This is a genomic window from Phytopseudomonas straminea (assembly GCF_900112645.1).
Lineage (GTDB): Bacteria > Pseudomonadota > Gammaproteobacteria > Pseudomonadales > Pseudomonadaceae > Aquipseudomonas > Aquipseudomonas straminea.
Window position 1 is genome coordinate 222,373 of sequence record NZ_FOMO01000001.1, and the last position, 17,334, is coordinate 239,706.

Annotated in this window: 15 protein-coding genes; 7 read left to right on the forward strand and 8 right to left on the reverse strand. The window is 62.9% G+C overall.

Annotated features, from left to right (window positions below):
* Position 1: 1 nt before the first annotated feature.
* Entirely contained in the window at positions 2 to 1,318 is a 1,317-nt protein-coding gene (locus tag BM279_RS00990; protein ID WP_093500113.1) for a methyl-accepting chemotaxis protein, read from the reverse strand.
* Positions 1,319 to 1,785: 467 nt separating this feature from the next.
* Here BM279_RS00990 and BM279_RS00995 point away from each other — a divergent pair, with 467 nt between their 5' ends.
* From BM279_RS00995 to BM279_RS01010, 4 genes are all read left to right on the forward strand, one after another.
* Positions 1,786 to 2,523 (forward strand): gluconate 2-dehydrogenase subunit 3 family protein, encoded by a 738-nt coding sequence (locus BM279_RS00995; RefSeq protein WP_093500115.1) that lies wholly within the window; start codon positions 1,786 to 1,788, stop codon positions 2,521 to 2,523.
* 5 nt (positions 2,524 to 2,528) lie between these two features.
* The gene (locus BM279_RS01000; RefSeq protein ID WP_093501192.1) at positions 2,529 to 4,292 is read left to right on the forward strand and encodes a GMC family oxidoreductase; all 1,764 of its coding nucleotides are present in this window, start codon (positions 2,529 to 2,531) and stop codon (positions 4,290 to 4,292) included.
* A complete protein-coding gene (locus tag BM279_RS01005; protein ID WP_093500117.1) occupies positions 4,289 to 5,515 on the forward strand; it encodes a cytochrome c in 1,227 nt (408 codons plus the stop codon). The genes BM279_RS01000 and BM279_RS01005 overlap by 4 nt, the downstream gene beginning before the upstream one ends.
* A gap of 125 nt (positions 5,516 to 5,640) precedes the next feature.
* Positions 5,641 to 6,126 carry a hypothetical protein gene (locus BM279_RS01010; protein WP_093500119.1) on the forward strand — a complete coding sequence of 162 codons (486 nt, stop codon included), beginning with the start codon at positions 5,641 to 5,643 and terminating at the stop codon, positions 6,124 to 6,126.
* A gap of 9 nt (positions 6,127 to 6,135) precedes the next feature.
* Here BM279_RS01010 and BM279_RS01015 read toward each other — a convergent pair whose 3' ends face one another.
* The 4 genes from BM279_RS01015 to BM279_RS01030 form a co-directional block, all read right to left on the reverse strand.
* Positions 6,136 to 6,318: a hypothetical protein gene (locus BM279_RS01015; RefSeq protein WP_027903773.1), complete on the reverse strand. Its 183-nt coding sequence runs from the start codon at positions 6,316 to 6,318 to the stop codon at positions 6,136 to 6,138.
* A 101-nt stretch (positions 6,319 to 6,419) separates the two neighbouring features.
* On the reverse strand, positions 6,420 to 8,873 hold the full coding sequence (locus tag BM279_RS01020) for a PAS domain-containing protein (protein ID WP_167363078.1): 2,454 nt from the start codon (positions 8,871 to 8,873) through the stop codon (positions 6,420 to 6,422).
* A 154-nt stretch (positions 8,874 to 9,027) separates the two neighbouring features.
* Positions 9,028 to 9,786 (reverse strand): substrate-binding periplasmic protein, encoded by a 759-nt coding sequence (locus tag BM279_RS01025; RefSeq protein WP_093500123.1) that lies wholly within the window; start codon positions 9,784 to 9,786, stop codon positions 9,028 to 9,030.
* Positions 9,787 to 9,855: 69 nt separating this feature from the next.
* On the reverse strand, positions 9,856 to 10,758 hold the full coding sequence (locus BM279_RS01030) for a LysR family transcriptional regulator (protein ID WP_093500125.1): 903 nt from the start codon (positions 10,756 to 10,758) through the stop codon (positions 9,856 to 9,858).
* 111 nt (positions 10,759 to 10,869) lie between these two features.
* Between BM279_RS01030 and BM279_RS01035 the strand changes: the two genes are divergently transcribed.
* Together BM279_RS01035 and BM279_RS01040 are read left to right on the forward strand one after the other, a co-directional pair.
* Positions 10,870 to 11,763: an alpha/beta fold hydrolase gene (locus tag BM279_RS01035; RefSeq protein WP_167363079.1), complete on the forward strand. Its 894-nt coding sequence runs from the start codon at positions 10,870 to 10,872 to the stop codon at positions 11,761 to 11,763.
* A 157-nt stretch (positions 11,764 to 11,920) separates the two neighbouring features.
* Positions 11,921 to 14,182 (forward strand): TonB-dependent receptor, encoded by a 2,262-nt coding sequence (locus BM279_RS01040; protein WP_093500130.1) that lies wholly within the window; start codon positions 11,921 to 11,923, stop codon positions 14,180 to 14,182.
* 128 nt (positions 14,183 to 14,310) lie between these two features.
* On the opposite strand, the gene BM279_RS01045 is transcribed toward BM279_RS01040, so the two are convergent.
* Positions 14,311 to 14,736 (reverse strand): GNAT family N-acetyltransferase, encoded by a 426-nt coding sequence (locus tag BM279_RS01045; RefSeq protein WP_093500132.1) that lies wholly within the window; start codon positions 14,734 to 14,736, stop codon positions 14,311 to 14,313.
* Between the two features lie 241 nt (positions 14,737 to 14,977).
* Between BM279_RS01045 and BM279_RS01050 the strand changes: the two genes are divergently transcribed.
* Complete coding sequence (locus BM279_RS01050; protein ID WP_093500134.1) at positions 14,978 to 16,030, forward strand: DUF1176 domain-containing protein; 1,053 nt, start codon at positions 14,978 to 14,980, stop codon at positions 16,028 to 16,030.
* Here the strand turns inward: BM279_RS01050 and BM279_RS01055 are convergent.
* Together BM279_RS01055 and BM279_RS01060 are read right to left on the reverse strand one after the other, a co-directional pair.
* Positions 15,991 to 16,659 (reverse strand): hypothetical protein, encoded by a 669-nt coding sequence (locus BM279_RS01055; protein WP_093500136.1) that lies wholly within the window; start codon positions 16,657 to 16,659, stop codon positions 15,991 to 15,993. The genes BM279_RS01050 and BM279_RS01055 overlap by 40 nt on opposite strands.
* On the reverse strand, positions 16,652 to 17,293 hold the full coding sequence (locus BM279_RS01060) for a hypothetical protein (protein WP_093500138.1): 642 nt from the start codon (positions 17,291 to 17,293) through the stop codon (positions 16,652 to 16,654). The genes BM279_RS01055 and BM279_RS01060 overlap by 8 nt, the downstream gene beginning before the upstream one ends.
* Positions 17,294 to 17,334 lie beyond the last annotated feature (41 nt).

Genomic DNA, 17,334 nt, shown 5'->3' on the forward strand with positions numbered 1-17,334 from the left:
GTCAGGTAGCCACCTGGCTGGAGAACTGGCTGACCGCGGCGACCACGCACTCGGCGTCATTCTGGATGTTCTGGATCACCGCGTCGGAGTCATTGGCCATGGTCAGCGCCTGAGTCGCCAGTTCGCGACTGCGGGTGATCACGTCAACCGCGCCGGAGGCCAGCGTCTGGTTATGCTGCACCACGGCGACGATCTCCTGAGTCGCCTTGGAGGTGCGCGAGGCGAGCTGGCGAACCTCGTCGGCTACCACGGCGAAACCGCGGCCCTGCTCGCCGGCGCGGGCGGCCTCAATGGCGGCGTTGAGCGCCAAGAGGTTGGTCTGGTCGGCGATGCCGCTGATCGCCGCGACGATGGTTTCCACCGCCTTGCCCTGCTCGTCCAGTGCCTGAATGCTCTGGGTGGCGTTTTCCATGGCGCTGACCAGGCGGTGCAGCACCTCGACGGTCTCGCGGATCACCTCACGCCCCTTGCTGGCGCTGGCGTCGGTTTGCAGCGAAGTGCTGTAGGCCAGGTTGGCGGCCTTGGCGACGGCCTGCTCCATGTTCACCTGCTCGGTGATCACGGTGGCGAGCTTGACCACCTTGTAGAGCTTGCCGTGCAGATCGATGATGGGGTTGTAGGAGGCCTCCAGCCACACGTCGCGACCAGCGCTGTCGATGCGCCGGAAGCGGTCGACCACGAATTCGCCGCGGCGCAGACGCTCCCAGAACTGTCGATAAGCCTCCGAGGCGCTCTCCTCGGGCGTGCAGAACATATGGTGATGCTTGCCGACCACCTGGGCCAGGTTGTAACCCATGCCGCGCAAGAACAGATCATTCGCGGTGATCACCGTGCCGTCGAGGTTGAACTCGATCACCGCCGTGGAGCGCATCAGTGCCTTGACCAGGCTTTCGTTTTCCAGCGAGGCCTCGATGGTTCGCGTCAGGTTGCTGGAGTGGATCACCAACTGCTGCTTGCCAGTCTGTACATCGTTCATGGGCACTACCACCGAACGCAGCCACACGTGGCGACCATCCTTGCCCAGCAGACGCAGCGCGCCGCTGAAATGTCGACGCTCCCTGATGGCCGACAGCGCCCGCGACTGGTGCGGGTCACGGGCCAGCTCCGGCGGCGACAGCTGAGCCAAGGCCTGGCCTTCGACATCGCCGGGGCGATAGCCCAACTCGCTCTGAAACAACTCGTTGACCCGCTCGATACGCCCGCCAGCGTCGAGCTGGATGATGATCATTTCTTTGTCGAGGTTCTCCCTTACCTCCTCCTGCACGGCTAAGCGAGCTTCCAGCTGCTTGTTGATCTGTTTGAGGTGAGAGTTGAACACGATGTGAACTCCAGGATGGGTAACGCTGCATCGGCTTGTCTAAGGGAAACTTGAAGAGCCCAGCGTGGCGCTGACAATAGCCTGAAGAGGCGCTCTGCGCCTGACAATCTGGCGAGCGAAACATCCCCATACAAGCTGAAGGCCCAGGATGTAGATGCGATGCCCTCAGCCAACTTCCTGACCAATCGAACAAAAAGCCTGAACACCGCGCGCCGCTTCGCTGTCGGACCTTTGGAAGAAGTTCCGCGGGAGCGTCCAATAGTTTGTTGCAATGCGTTGCAGCGACTGATCGCGCGATCCGGAACAACTCCCGATGCAGCGTCGTGGTGCCGAAAAACCACTATTCGTACCGGCCCGAGCAGTCGACGCGCGTCATGGATGCCCGTGCATCCGCCTGCCACCCTCGGGTGGCTCCGTATCAGACAGCCTGAGCCGGGCAGTGGATGCCCGGCGTTCGAGGAGATCACATGTCCAAAGAAGCCCCACGGGGGTTGAGCCGGCGCTCGCTGCTCAAGGCCTCGGCCAGCGTGGCAGCCGGCGTTGCCGCCACTGCCCAGGCCGCCACTATCAGCGGTGTGCCGCAGTGGCTGCCGTTCGACCACAACGGCCCGCTGCATTACGACGCCAAGGGCTGGCAGTTTCTGACCACCGATGAAGCCCGCGAACTGGAAGCCATTGCCGAGCAGCTGATTCCGGCCGATGACTTGTCCCCGAGCGGCAAGGAGGCAGGCTGTGCGGTGTTCATCGACCGTCAGTTGGCTGGCCAGTACGGTACCTACGAGCGCCTTTACCAGCAGGGCCCCTTCGTGCCGGACATCGAGCCGGGCTCTGAACAGTTGCCCCGCGAACGCTATCGCCTGGGCCTGGAGCAGCTCGGCAAGCATTGCCAACAGGCTTTCGGCAAACGCTTCAGCGAGCTGAACAGTGAGCAACGCGACGAGGTGCTCAAGGGCCTGGAGTCGGGCGAGGTCACCTTCGAGGCCATCGAGTCCAAGGTGTTCTTCACCCAGGTGCTGCAGAACACCATGGAAGGCTTCTTCGCCGACCCGATCTACGGCGGCAACCGCGACATGGTGAGCTGGAAGATGCTCGGCTTCCCTGGCGCGCGTTACGACTACCGCCCCTACATCGACCGGCACAACGAGAAGCTGGACCTGATACCGCTGTCGATCGTCGGCAGCTCGGCATGGAATCGTAAAGGATGAGCGGCATGGTCAAGAAACTGCCTGCAACCGACGTCGTGGTAGTAGGGCTCGGCTGGGCCGGCTCGATCATCGCCAAGGAACTGGCCGACGAAGGCCTGCGCGTGATGGGCTTCGAGCGGGGCGCCTGGCGTGACACGGCGAGCGACTTCAACATTGCCTCGGTAGCTGATGAGCTGCGCTACGTGCAGCGCCAGGAGCTGATGCTGCGCACCCGCCAGAACACCTGCACGATGCGCAACAAGCCCAGCGAAACCGCGCTGCCGATGCGCACCTGGGGCTCGTTCCACCCGGGTAATGGCACCGGCGGAGCCGGCAACCACTGGGCCGGCATCACCTTTCGCTTCCAGCCCGAGGAATTCCGCCTCAAGAGCCACCTCACCGAGCGCTACGGTAGCCAGGCCATCGAAGGCCTGACCCTGCAGGATTGGGGTACCACCTGGGAAGAGATGGAGCCGCACTACGACGCTTTCGACCGCGTCGCGGGCATCTCCGGCAAGGCGGGCAACCTCGATGGCAAGATCATCGAAGGCGGCAATCCCTTCGAAGGTCCGCGCTCCAATGAATACCCCAACCCACCGACCAAGCAGACCTACGCGCCCACGCTGTTCGCCGAAGCGGCGCGCAACATGGGCTACAAGCCGTTCCCGGTACCCTCTGCACTGGCCTCCCAGGGCTATACCAACCAGTACGGCGTGACCATGGGGCCGTGCACCTTCTGCGGCTTCTGCACCAACTACGGCTGCGCCAACTATTCCAAGGCCAGCGCCATCGTCAACGTGCTGCCGGCGCTGGTGCGCATGCCCAACTTCACCGCCAACACCCACTGCGAGGTGCTGGAAGTGACCAAGGACAGCACCGGCAAGCGCGCCACCGGCATCGTCTACGTCGACGCCAACGGCGAGAAGTGGGAGCAGCCAGCGGACATCGTGGTAGTCGCCGCCTTCACCTTCGAGAACGTACGCCTGATGCTGCTCTCCGGCATCGGCGAGCCGTACGACCCGATCAGCAACACCGGCACCACCGGCCGCAACTACGCCTACCAGACGGCCAACAACGTGCAGCTGTTCTTCGATGACAAGAACTTCAACCCCTTCATCGGTGGCGGCGCCATCGGCATGGGCATCGACGAATTCAACAACGACAATTTCGACCATTCCGGCCTGGGCTTCGTCGGCGGTGGCAGCACCCGGGTGACGCCCATCGGCGCTGCGCCGATCAACTCGCGCCCGGTACCGCCGGGCACGCCCAAGTGGGGCAAGGAGTGGAAGAAGACCACGGCGCAGTACTACGCCGCGAGCATGTCCATCGGCTGCGAGGCGAGCAACTACAGCGCGCGTACCAACTACCTGTCGCTCGACCCGACCTACAAGGACCCCCACGGCCGACCGCTGTTGCGCATCACCTTCGACTTCACCGAAAACGACCTGCGCATGGCCCAGTACGTGACCGACAAGACCGCCGAGATCGCCAAGGCACTGAATCCCAAGATGATGTTTGCCAGCCCGCGCAAGGGGCCCTGGTCGAACACTTCCTACCAGTCGTCCCATGTGGTGGGCGGCTTCGTGATGGGCGCCGACCCGGCGACCAGTTCGGTGAACAAGCACCTGCAGGTGTGGGGCGTGCCTAACCTGTTCGTGGTCGGCGCCTCGGCCTTCCCGCAGAACCCTGGCTACAACCCCACCGGCACCGTCGGCGCGCTGGCCTTCAAAGCCGCCCACGCGATCCGCACCCAGTACCTCAAGCGGCCCGGGGAGATGATCAACGTATGAAGACTCTTCTCAGCGTCAGCTTCGCCCTGCTGACCGCCGCCAGCGCCGGGGCCCATGCTCTCGGTGGCCAGGACGCCTACGAGCTGGTAGAGAAAGGCCGCTACATCTCCACACTCGGCGACTGTACGGCCTGCCACACCATCCCTGGCAAACCGCTGTTCTCCGGCGGCGTGGCCATCGATACGCCGTTCGGCAAACTGCTGGGCGCCAACATCACCCCGGACCAGGAAACCGGTATCGGCCGCTGGAGCTTCGAGGAGTTCGAAGCCAGCATGGCCCGCGGCCACCGCCGCGACGGCAAGCAGCTCTATCCAGCCATGCCCTATTCGGCGTACACCAAGGTCACCCGCGCCGATAACCAGGCGCTATGGGCCTACCTGCGCACCATCGAGCCGGTGCACAACAAGGTGGAGACCAACCAGCTGCCATTCCCCTTCAGCCTGCGCATGAACATGAAGGTGTGGAACTGGATGAACTTCGAACAAGGCGAGTTCAAACCCAAAGCCGACAAGAACGCCGAGTGGAACCGCGGCGCCTATCTGGTGCAGGGCCTGGGCCACTGCGGCAGCTGCCACACGCCGAAGAACCTGCTCGGCGGCGACAAGAACGACGAGTTCCTGCAGGGCGGCGTGCTGCAAGGCTGGATGGCGCCCAATATCACCGGCGCCGCCCATGTCGGTCTTGGCGACTGGAGCGAAGCGGACATCGTTCAGTACCTGAAGACCGGCGCCAACCGTTTCGACATCGCCTCCGGGCCGATGGCCGAGGCGGTCGAGCACTCGACCCAGCACTGGCGTGACGAGGACCTGATGGCCGTGGCCGTCTACCTCAAGGACCTCGATCACGAGCACGACAAGCCCAAAGCGCTGGCCGCGGATGATCCGGTGATGAGGGCCGGCAGCGCCATCTACGCCGACCGCTGCTCGGGCTGCCACACGCCCAATGGCGACGGCATTGCCACACTGTTTCCCAAGCTGGCCAACGCGCCGCTGGTCAACGCTCAGGATGCCGCCTCCATGATCCGCGTCGTGCTGGCCGGCAACCGTGCAGTGAGCACCGATGCGGCGCCCACCGGCCCGGCGATGCCGGCCTTCGCCTGGAACCTGTCGGATGAGAACGTCGCCGATGTGCTGACCTACATCCGCAACAGCTGGGGCAACGCCGCCGCACCGATCAGTGCCGATGAAGTGCGCAAACAGCGAGAGGCCCTGCAGAGCGAGTAAGACAACCTGCAGCATTGCCGCCGGCCTGCTCCATCAGGTCGGCAGCAACGCCCACTGCAGGCCGGCGAAACTGGTGCGATAATCTGCGCCTTTCAAGGCCGGCGCCGTAACGCAGGAAAAACACGATGAAGAATTCGCAGCGAGGATCGGGCCACCTGTTCAGCCTGATGGTGATCGGGCTTATCGTCTGGGGCGCTTACGTCACCGTTTACGTGCCCTACGAGCACCGCAAGTCGATGGACGAATTTCGCAGCAACCCGCCTGCGGTGAGCCCGGCAAAAATGGCGGTGATCGATAGCTACAAGACTCGGCCGGCCCCTGCTCAACTACCCCATGGCGTGTACACCGGCAGCGTCGAGCAGGACGGCTACCCGATGACCATCAGCTTCACCTTCGGTGACGACGGGCAGATCACCAAGAAAGCGCATATCAAGACCTACGATTTCTCGGCCTCGGCGCGTTATCGCCTCGACGGCGCGGTGATGCTGTTCAGTGACGTGAAAGGCGACGCGGTGCTGTTTCCGCAGCCGGGCGAACCGCTGGAGGTGATCAGCGACAGCGAGATTCATATCCCCGGGCCGGACAAGCCGCTGGTGCTGACTCGCCAGTAAACATGGGTGCTACGCGTTCTGGTCGCGCTCGCTGTCGATCAGCTGCGCCACCTTGGCGGCTGCCTCCACTTCGCTGGCGAAGAAGTGCTGCTGATCATCGGCGGTGACCACCTGAAAGATTTCTTCCTCGCCCAGGTGCCGCTGCTCTTCGGGTATCTCGCTGCCCTGCAATTTTTTCAATCTCACGGCCATCGCGGCGCACTCCTGATGGGTAACCCTGCAGCTATGACTGGCCAGGCTCCGGCGAAGTGCTGGGTAAATTTTGTGCCGGGTGATGGCAGCCGTGCGGATGCTCAGCCGCCGGACATGGCACTCTGGAGCACCTTGGTAAGGATGCGCGACAGCTGCTCCACTGAATAAGGCTTTTGCAGCAACTCGAAGCCGTGGCTGCCCTCTTCGGCCAGTACCTCGCTGTAGCCGGAGGTCAGCACCACCGGCAGCAATGGATGACGGTGCCGGATGGTCTTGCCCAAGTCGATGCCATTCATGCCGGGCATCATCACGTCGGAAAACACCACATCGAAGGTCTGGGCGACGTCTCCCAGAAGAGCCAGCGCCTGCCCGGCATTCCTTGCCAGGGTGGGCAGGTAGCCGAGCTCCTGCAGCGCGCTGATGCAGAAGTTGCCGACATCGATGTTGTCTTCGACGACCAGCACGCGGGTGCCGTGGGCGCCCTCCAGCAGCTGCGGTTCGGCCATGGTGGCGCGAGGCGACGGCGCCTGCGCGACACGCGGCAGGTACAGGGTGAACGTAGTGCCCTCACCCACCACGCTGTCGACCACGATTTCGCCGCCTGACTGCTTGGCGAAACCGAACACCTGGGATAGGCCAAGACCGGTGCCCTTGCCCACTTCCTTGGTGGTGAAAAATGGATCGAAGATCGTCTCCAGATGCGCCGGTTCGATGCCGGTGCCGTTGTCGGCGATGGACACGGCGACGAACTCGCCATCGACCGCAGCGCCCATGCGACTGGCCGGAATCTGCATGCAGGGCGCAACGCGAATGCGAATGCGGCCCGCGCCGTTGAGCGCGTCGCGGGCATTGAGCGCCAGGTTGACCACGGCCGTATCGAACTGATTGGTATCGGCGTACACGTGGCACGGCTGCTCAGGCAAATCGAGGTGCAGTTCGATGCAGGTGCCGTTGAGGGTCGCCAGCATGTCGGTCAGGGCCTGCAGGCTTTTCCCCACTGAAAACACTTCAGGGTTCAGGGTCTGACGCCGGGCGAAGGACAGCAGCTGGCCGGTCAGCCGCGCGGCACGGTCGACCGTATCGGAAATCGCCTCTAGATAACGCAGCCGCCTCTCGTCCGGCAGGCCGGGTCGTTTGAGCAGATTGCTGGAGGAGCGGATGACGGTCAGCAGGTTGTTGAAGTCATGGGCCACGCCGCCGGTGAGTTGGCCGACCGCTTCGAGCTTCTGCGCCTGACGCAGCGCCGACTGAGTACGCTCCAGCTCCTGCTGCGCGCGCAACTGCTCGGTGATGTCATGGGCGAAATGGAAGGCGCCGATGACCTGCCCGTCAGCATCACGCAGTGGCGTGTAGGCCAGGTCGTAATGGCGCAGCTCATCTGTGGGCAGGCCGTACTGGGCGGCGACGCGGAAGGTTTCGCCGCTCAGGGCACGCTGCATGTAGCCACGCAGGCCGCGGCCCTGCTGCTCGGGAATCAGCTCGGGCAGCACTTCGCCGCCAGCCAGCGTCACGCCGTAGAGTTCACGCATGGCACGGGCGTGGGCCTGGTTGAAGGCGACCTGCCGGCACTCGGTATCGAAGATGCAGATCGGCACGGCGTTGGCTTCGATCACATCGTGGAACAGGCGCAGCTTGGCGGTGCGCTCAGCCACCTGCTGCTCGAGGGTGGCGTTGAGTTCGCGCAGTTGCGCCTCGCTGGCCTTGAGCGCGGCCTCGGCCTCCTTGCGGGCGCTGATATCGGAGGCCGCGCCCAGCCAGCTAGTGATGGCACCATCGGCGGCAAATAGTGGCACTGCACGCACGTGAGCCCAGCCGATGGTGCCATCGACCCGGTTGACCGGATGCTCGATGTGGTAGATGCCGGTAGCGATGGCCCGCTCGATTTCCGCACGCACCATATCGCGGGCCTCGGCAGGAATGTATTCATCCAGCCAGTTGCTGTTGGTGGTTTGCGTATCGGGGATGAAGTTGCCGCCATTGAGCTCGTGCAACTGGCTCCAGTCGGCGCTGATATAGAAGCGCACCTCGGAGGACGAGCGCACCAGGGCGTCCAGGTGCTGCTCGCTGTCACGCAATGCCTGGGCGGCCTTGACGTGTTCGGTGGTCTCGCGGGTATAGCACAGCACGCCGGCGATCAGTCCGGCATCGTCACGCAGCGGCGAGAACGAATAGCTCCACCAGGTCTGCTCGGGTTCGCCGTGCCGCGCCATTTTGATGGGCACATCAACGTAGCGTACAGCTTCGCCCTGCATGGCCTGCATCAACGGCGTACGTACCGCTTCCCAGGCATCCGCCCACAATACCGGCAGCGGCTGTCCAAGGGCACCAGACAGGCGCGGCCCGAAAATCGGCCGGTAGGCATCGTTATAGAAGAAGGTCAGCTCCGGGCCCCAGACCAGATACATGCTTTCCGGGGAATTGAGCATCAGTTCGAGCGCGCTGCACAGCGCCAGCGGCCAGGTGTCGGACGTACCTAGTGGGCTGCTTGTCCAGTCGTGATCACGGATTAGGGCGCCGGTTTCGCCGCCGCCAATCAGAAACGCTCGTTGTTCCATGGGACCCGCATTCATATCCATTGCAGTTGAACGACAGCCCTCGGGGCGGATGTGCCGGCCAGTCCAATGCCAGGACAGGCAGCGCCGGATACAGAGTGCGATGTGACGCGGGCAGTTCAGACGCTATCGATAGGGTTGATCAGCCGAGCCTGGCTCAAGGTAGCCGATCATACGCCATCGCTTGAGCGTAACGCTGCTGAATACGCGCCAGCTCGCCACTGGCGCGCAACTGATCGAGGGCCTCAGCCCAGGCGGCGACCGTGGCGTCGTCACTGTCCTGGCTGAAGGCGATGTACAGCGCCGAGCGGTACAGCGTGACCGGCACCCGCCGCAGCGTGCCCGGGGCGATGCCAAGCTGGGCGCTGTAATAGGCCACTCCGGCATCGGTATCGCCGACGATGATGCCAGTGCGCCCGGCGAGCAGCATGCGATAGAGCTGCTGGCTGCTGGTCGCGCGCTTCTGCAGGTTTGTAAAACCCTGGGCCTCGAGCACGTCAGGAATAAGCCCGGCATGCCGGGTGGTGATCTGCGGCGCCTGGCGCAACTGCTCGAGGGAATCCACCGGCGGCGTTCCGACCAGTTGGTAGGGATGGATCGCCTCCTCGACGATGGGCCCAACCCACTTGTACAGCGGCTCACGCTCGGGCGTGCGGAACATCGAATACATGATGGTTCTGGGGCGATTCGTCAGCACCAGGGAGCTGCGCATGCTCGGCACCATCACGACGTCGAAACTGTCGCCGGTCAGCATCATGATCGCCTGCACGATATCCGTGGCCATGCCGGTGAGTTGATCACCCTGCTGATAGTTGTAGGGCGCCCATTCCTCGGTGACGATCTGATAGGGCTCGGCCCGGGCGAAGGTGCCAAGCAGCAGGCAGAGCAGCGCAAGGGTCAGACGCGAAAGCTTCAAAGGGATGACCTGGGGTCGGGCGGCGCCGGAGTGGCAGGGGATAGTATCTTGAGCATAGCCGCTACGATCTCAGCCGCGCTCGCTGGCCAGCGCCTCGACCATGAAGTCAACGAAGGCGCGAACCCGCGGCGACAGGTGCCGGGACTGCGGATAGATGATGGATATCACATCCGCTGCCGGCTCCCAGGTATCTAGAACCGGTACCAGCCGGCCAGCGTCGATTTCGCCTTTCACGTGATAGTCGTGAATCTGCCCAAGGCCGAAGCCGGCCAACGCTGCGGTATGCAGAGCCAGGCCATCGTTGAAGGTCAACGAACCTCTGGGCTGGAAAGCGCGCGGCTCACCCGCCGCCTGGAAAGCCCAGGCACGTGAGCGCCCGGTTACGTGATAGGTCAGCGCCAGGCAATTGTGCTGCGCCAGATCGTCCGGCGATTCGGGCACACCATACCTGGCGAAGTAGCCGGGTGTGCCCACCACGCGACGGCGCACCTGAAGCAGCGGCCGGGCGATCAGGCTGGAATCTTCCAGCGGGCCGAAGCGAATGGCCACGTCCATACCTTCATCCACCAGATTGACGTAGCGGTCGGTGATCGAGACCGCCAGATCGACCTGCGGATAGCGCGCCTGAAACTCGCCCAGAAGCGGCACTACCCGGTTACGCCCGAAGGATACCGGCAGGCTGAGCCGCAGGGTGCCCGTCGGCTGTCGCCCCGCCCGGCATAGCACCAGTCTGGCGTCGTTGAGATCGGCCAGCACCTGCCGGCAACGATGGAAGAACGCCTCGCCATCGACCGTCAGATTGACGCTGCGCGTGGTACGTACCAGCAGTGCCGTGTCCACCTGGGCCTCCAGGCGCTTGATGGCATTGCTCACACCGGCCTGGGTAATCCCCAACGCCTCGGCCGCCCGTACAAAGCTCTTACGCTCGGCCACCTCGACGAAGATGCCCAGCGTCTTGAGATCCAGATCCATAGGTTTTTCACCCACTCATCATCCACCGTTATGAGTGATGTTACGCCACTGCCAATTTTCTGCCGAGCACTGCGCCCTAGGATAGGCATACAACACCACGAGAAATTGCCCATGAACCACACGACCTACGATGAAACGACTTTCGCTGCGACCTTCGAGCACCGCATGCAAGGCGCGCCAGGCGAGCGTCTGCACTACGTGATCGGCGGCCAGGGCACCCCCATGCTGCTGGTACCCGGCTGGCCGCAGACCTGGTATGCCTGGCGCAAGACCATGGTTGCGCTTGCCGAACACTACACGGTCGTCGCCGTGGACCCGCCCGGGCTCGGCGACTCGGACAAGCCCTATGGCGGCTATGACACCGACAGCGTGGCCAGGCGCCTGCATGAACTGACCCAGGCCCTGGGTTGGGAGCGCTTCGACTTCGTGGGCCACGACGTGGGCGTGTGGATCGGCTATGCCTACGCCAGCCTGTTTCCGCAGCAGGTTCGCCGGCTCGCTTTGCTGGACGCCACCGTGCCCGGCTTCGCGCCAGAGCAGATGTACGCTTTCGAGTCGACACGCATCAGCAAGAACTGGCACTTCTATTTCCTCGCCCAACCAGACCTGCCTGAAGCGCTGATCAGCGGCCGCGAACACACCTTTCTCAGCTGGCTCTTCCATGCCAAGGGAGCGGGCAGCGGCTGGCTCGAACCCCAGGCGCTGGCCGAATACGTGCGCTGCTATAGCGCGCCGGGTGGCTGGCGTGCCGCAGCCGCCTACTACCGGGCGCTGTTCGAAAGCATGGCGCAAAACCACGAGCATGCGCGCACGCGCCTGAAGATGCCGGTGCTGGCCATGGGCGGCGAGGCGGCACTGGGCAGCATGATGGAGAGCATGGCCCGCGAGGTGGCCGACAATGTGACAGGCGCGATCGCCCCATGCGGGCACTACATCCCAGAAGAAGCGCCTGACTTCGTGGTCGAGCACCTGCTTGGTTTCTTGGAGTGGGGTGAGCGGTCGTGAAAGGAGGCTGCGTGGCTGCAGGGTCCGCAGCGGTGGTAACCAAGCGCTCTAGAGAATCTGTATCCACAAAGCCTGAAGATGATATAGATTATTATTCGCCACACCTCTATCTTTACCAACCCTATTCCCTTCGATCATGCGATCAGCAGGATTGCTCATGCCTATCCATCGTGCGCCAACCAAAACCGTACTGACCTCCCTATGGCTGCCTGTGTGCTTCGCGGCCAGCTTTTCTTCGGCAGCGGTCTACGCGCAAACCACGCTAGAAATTTCCCCGCAGGAAGCACAGTCAGCTGAAGCCGATGACGTGCCGGAAAACGTCCTGGAGCTTGAGGAAACGGCCATTTCTGCCAGCGCCGATGCATCGCGTGAAGGTCTGGTGCCTGAATTCGAGGGTGGCCAGGTCGCCCGCGGCGGTCGAGTAGGGATTCTTGGCAACAAGGACTACATGGAGACCCCTTTCACCTCCACCTCCTATACCAATCAGCTGATTCAAGATCAGCAGGCGCACAGCGTGGCGGATATCCTGCAGAACGATCCATCCGTGCGAATCGCTCGCGGCTTCGGCAACTTCCAGGAGCTTTACGTCGTACGGGGCTTCCCGCTCTATTCAGATGATATTTCCTACAACGGCTTGTACGGTCTGCTGCCGCGCCAGTACGTGGCCTCCGAGTTCATCGAGCGCGTCGAGGTATTCCGCGGTGCCAATGCCTTTCTCAACGGCGCTGCACCCGGCGGAACCGGCATCGGTGGCGCAATCAATATTCTGCCCAAGCGCGCGCCAAACGATCCGCTGACTCGACTGACCGTGGGTGCGGAGACAAACGGCTTCGGCACCGTCAGCGCAGATGTCGCTCGCCGCTTCGGAGAGGAAGACCGCTTCGGCGTCCGCGTGAACATGGCCAAGCGCGATGGCGAGACATCAGTGAAAGACCAGGATCGCACCCTGGACATGTTTGCTCTGGGGCTCGATTACCAGGGCGATCGCCTGCGCCTGTCTGCCGATATTGGCCATCAATACCACTTCATCGATAGACCACTGCCGAGCGTCACACCCACCGGCAGCATCCCCAACGCCCCAGACGCGAAGGAAAACTACGGACAACCTTGGACTTACTCGAAAGAGAAACAGACGTTCGGCACCTTCCGCGCGGAATATGACCTGTCTGACGCCGTCACCACCTGGGCAGCCGCGGGCATGCGCAAAGGTGAGGAAAAGAACGTACTTGCCAACCCATCGTCGAATGCCGCCGGCGTCACAACGGCCTCTCGCTTCGACAATTACCGTGAGGAAACCGTAACCACCGGCGAGGTGGGTATGCGTTTCAATCTGCAGACTGGGCCGGTATCCCACGAATGGGTCGTTTCAGGTGCCATGTACGACACCAAGGACAAGAACGCCTGGCAAGGCAACTTCAGTAGCCCTATTGCTGGCGACATCTACAACCCATTTGACGGCGTGAAACCAGACAACAATTCATTCAGCGGTTCGATGTCCGATCCCCACATCACTGGCCGAACGCACACGCAAAGCCTGGCGATCGCCGACACGCTCGGCTTCTTCGATAACCAGTTGCTGGTCACCCTCGGGGCTCGTCGCCAGGGATTGGACGTAACTGCGTACGACTACAACAGCGGCAATCGCACCTCGAAGTACAAAGAGTACGAAACCACGCCTGTTGCGGGAGTCGTATACCAGCTCAACGAGCAGGTATCGGTTTACGGTAACTACATCGAAGGTTTGACCGCAGGCGATACCGCCGGCTCAACCACTACCTTACCCGATGGAACATCTGCACCGATCCTCAACGCAGGCGAAGCTCTGGCCCCTTACGTCGCAAAACAAACCGAGCTCGGCGTGAAATACGACGGCGGCTTCGTGGGCGGCAGCATCGCGGTATTCCAGACCGAGAAACCGGTCGGCATCGTCGAAAACCAGATCTTCAAGGACGGTGGCGAGCAGCGTAACCGCGGCATCGAGCTCTCGGTTTTCGGCGAGCCCGTTCAAGGCGTCCGCCTGCTGGGCGGTTTCACGCTGCTGGATGCGGAGCTGACCAAGACCCAAGATGGAGCAAACGACGGCAACGAACCCATCGGCGTTCCCAAAGTCCAGGCCAATATCGGCGGTGAGTGGGACGTACCGGGCTTCAACGGTCTGTCGCTCAACAGCCGCGTGACCTACACCGATAGCCAATACACCAACAACGCCAACAGCCTGGAAATTCCATCGTGGACCCGGCTGGATATCGGTGCACGTTATGGCTTCAAGCTCGACGAGCGCGACGTAACCTTGCGCGCCCGCCTGGATAACGTCACCGGCCGTGACTACTGGGCGTCCACCGGCGGCTATCCAGGATCCAACTACCTGACGCTTGGTGAGCCACGCACGCTTTCGGTCAGCGCGACGGTCGATTTCTAATTCAGGAAAAACGCTGATTACAGAAAATGGCGGGACTAAAAGTCCCGCCATTTTTGCTTTTGACCAGCTCCTTCATCAGGCTGTACCGGGATGCTCCGCTGACGCGAATAACATTTCCCGGCAGAGCTTCACTGCAAACGCTTCTGAAAAAACAGACGTTTGTGCTCTGCCGGATAAACATCCAGTTCACCGAATTGGCTGTACCCGTGCTTCCTGTAAAAGTCGGGCGCCTGAAAGCTGAAGGTGTCGAGCCAGATTCCCGTGCAACCTTTCTCGCGCGCCACTTCTTCAGCCATGTTCATCAGCTGTGATCCAATCCCCTGGCCTCGCGCTTGATCCGGTATGGCGAGCAACTCGATGAATAACCATCGATAGAATATCTCTCCATAAAGTCCGCCAATCACCTCGTCACTGTCCTCGCTGCGCACTAGTAAGGCGATGGCCTCAGGCTTCGGATCACCAGCCTGGGCCATGTTGTAAGCTCGCAACGGGCGGAGAACGGCAGAACGATCTTCCTCTCCGGGGTTAGCCTTCCTCTCGATGCGCGTACTCATTTGCTATCTCCTTTCGACTCGTGACGTGGATACGCCTGACTTCGGATCAGTGTTGTAGCAAACACCAGATGATTGAAAGCAGAACAGTCGTCGAGCACCTACCAAGCCAGAGCGCGCAAGGGGCGGCCACGCCTCTCTGCTTCGTGTGGTAAGCCAGCAATCTGTTGTGCACCGCGACCGCCCCATAGGCGTAGCCCAACAAACCTGCCCTAATGGCACTTTTCCTTGCGCAGGTTCGCCCATGATTCGTCGCTCCCTCGCCCTGCTCGTCGCCCTGGCTGCCGGTAGCGCCGGCGCCGCCGAGCAGGTGCCGCTGTACAGCAATCTCAAGGACTGGCTGGTGGCCTGTGACAACACGCGCCAGTGCACAGCACTGTCCAACGCCACCGAGCAAGATGTGCAGACTTTGCCCACCTGGAGCCTGAGCGTGAGCCGTGAAGCCGGCCCCGAAGGCGCCCTGCATGTCGGCCTGTTCAGTTACAACAAGGCCAGCGGCCAGCCGCTGCTCGATGGCAAACCGCTGAAGGTGAAGCTGCAGCCGGGCCAACTGACCGAAGGTTCGGTGCCGGAGGTGTACAGCGTAGAGGGCGCCGATGCTCAGGCGCTGATCGCCGAGCTGCGTAATGGCCAGCGCCTGGTGTTGCCCACCGAGGAAGGCGAGGCGGTGACTTCGCTTAGCGGCATGAGCGCCGCTCTGCTGCTGATGGATTCGGTGCAGGGCCGCCTGGGCACCACCACGGCCCTGCTGCGCAAGGGCAGCAACCCGGCGAGCAGCGTGCCGCCCGCCCCCGCCGCGCCGCAGGCGCCAACCTGGCAAGCACCCAAGCCGTTGAGCGAGGCCGACAGCAAGCGCGTGCTGGACGCGGTGCGCGAGGCGACGCGCAGCGACTGGGAAAAGGACATGGTCGAGGCTGGCCTGCCCGCGGGCCAGGCCTTCGCGCTCAGCGACCGCGAGGCGCTGGTCATCCTCAAGACCGAATGCGGCGCCTACAACTGCGCTTACAGCCTGTACCAGGCGCCGCTCGATAAGCCCCAGCAGGCGCGCAGAGCGAGCATTCCTGAGATTCCCGTCTTCGAGGAATTGCCACCCAGCGGAAGCGTCGAATTCGACCCGGCCAGCGGTGAACTGAGCAGCTTCACTCTGGCCATGGGCATGGGCGGCTGCGGCTTTACCCAGCGCTGGCGCTACGACGGCAAGGGCTTCGTGCCGGTCCACGCCACCATGCTGGGCACCTGCCTCGGCCTGGACTCGACCTACTGGCCGGTGCTGTGGCGCACCGCCGAGAAGCGCTGAACCTCCGGAAACAGCTTGCCAAGGGTACGCCGCGCCTGGGCAGCCTGCAGGTACGCATAGAGCAGTTCGGTCAGTTCCTCGATATCCAGACGGCGACCGTCGAGCATCGGGTTGAACAGCCATAGCCGCAGGCGCATGCCGGCGGCGACCAGGCGCGCATCCGGCGCAGCCAAGGATTTGAAGCATGGCGGTGTCAGCCCCTGCACGCGCTGCCCGGCCATCACCGAAAACACCAGCGCCAGGCGCAGGTGATGCTGCTGGATCTCGAAGGCATCGAAGCAGTCCCAGGGCGTTGCCTCACGGGCGTTGGCAAATTGCACGCCGTCGGCAGTCAGCAGCATGGCTCGGCGGCCATTACGGCGGCTGAATGCCTCGGCGCAGGCCAGCAGCGCCAGGCCAGCCGCCAGCAGCAAGGCGCCGGGCACCCAGCATAGCCATTGCGCCGAACGCATGTGGATGATGCTCGGCAGGCTGACCAGCCAGCCGCCGATGAACAGCAGTAGCGCGGCCCCCAGGGCGCTGCACAGTGCCTGCCCGGAGGCACGCTCGTGGATTTCGTGACGCTGCTGCGGGCCGTCGGCCTGAGCCTGCAGCTCGCTGAGCAGCGCCGCGCGGCTGGCATCATCCATGCTGTTTCAGGGCATCGAGCTGCTGCTGGGCCAGGGCAGCCTGCACGTAGGCGGTCAGCAGGGCGTGCAGGTCATCGATATCGAGCTTGCTGCCGCCAGTGACAACGCCGGCGGAATTGATGCGCACATGGGGCTGAGGCTTTTTCAGCGCCATCGCCTGGTTGCCGAACAGCACCGACACCGGGCGGTGGGTCGGCAGCGAGGCGGTATCGCTCAGGGTCAGTTTCTGCAGGGTCAGCAAGCCTTCGTCCTTGACGAATACGTCGACCACCTTGGTCAGGTCGACGGGGCCACTGAGCGCAGTGTGATGCAGCTCGCGGCGGGTCAGGCGCATGAACACCTCGCGGCCGGCGTTGCGGTGCTGCCAGGTGAGCAACATGAAAAACAGCGTCATGAAGCCACCGCAAATCACCAGGCCGGTCTTGCCGAAACTGAAGCCGCTCCACAGGATGCCCAGCGCGCCCAGGGTCAGCACCGGGCCGAGCACCCAGTAGCGCCTGGTGTTGGTGAACTCCATCTGCTCGGGAACCCGCTCGATGACCTGGGTCAGCTCGGCGATCACGGCGTCACGCTGGGCACCACGCGGGTACATCACGCCGTCGTCGGAGAAGCGCGTTGACAGGGGCTGGTTCATCGGAAAAATCCTCGCATAGAAATGATGCGCGGATTATCCGG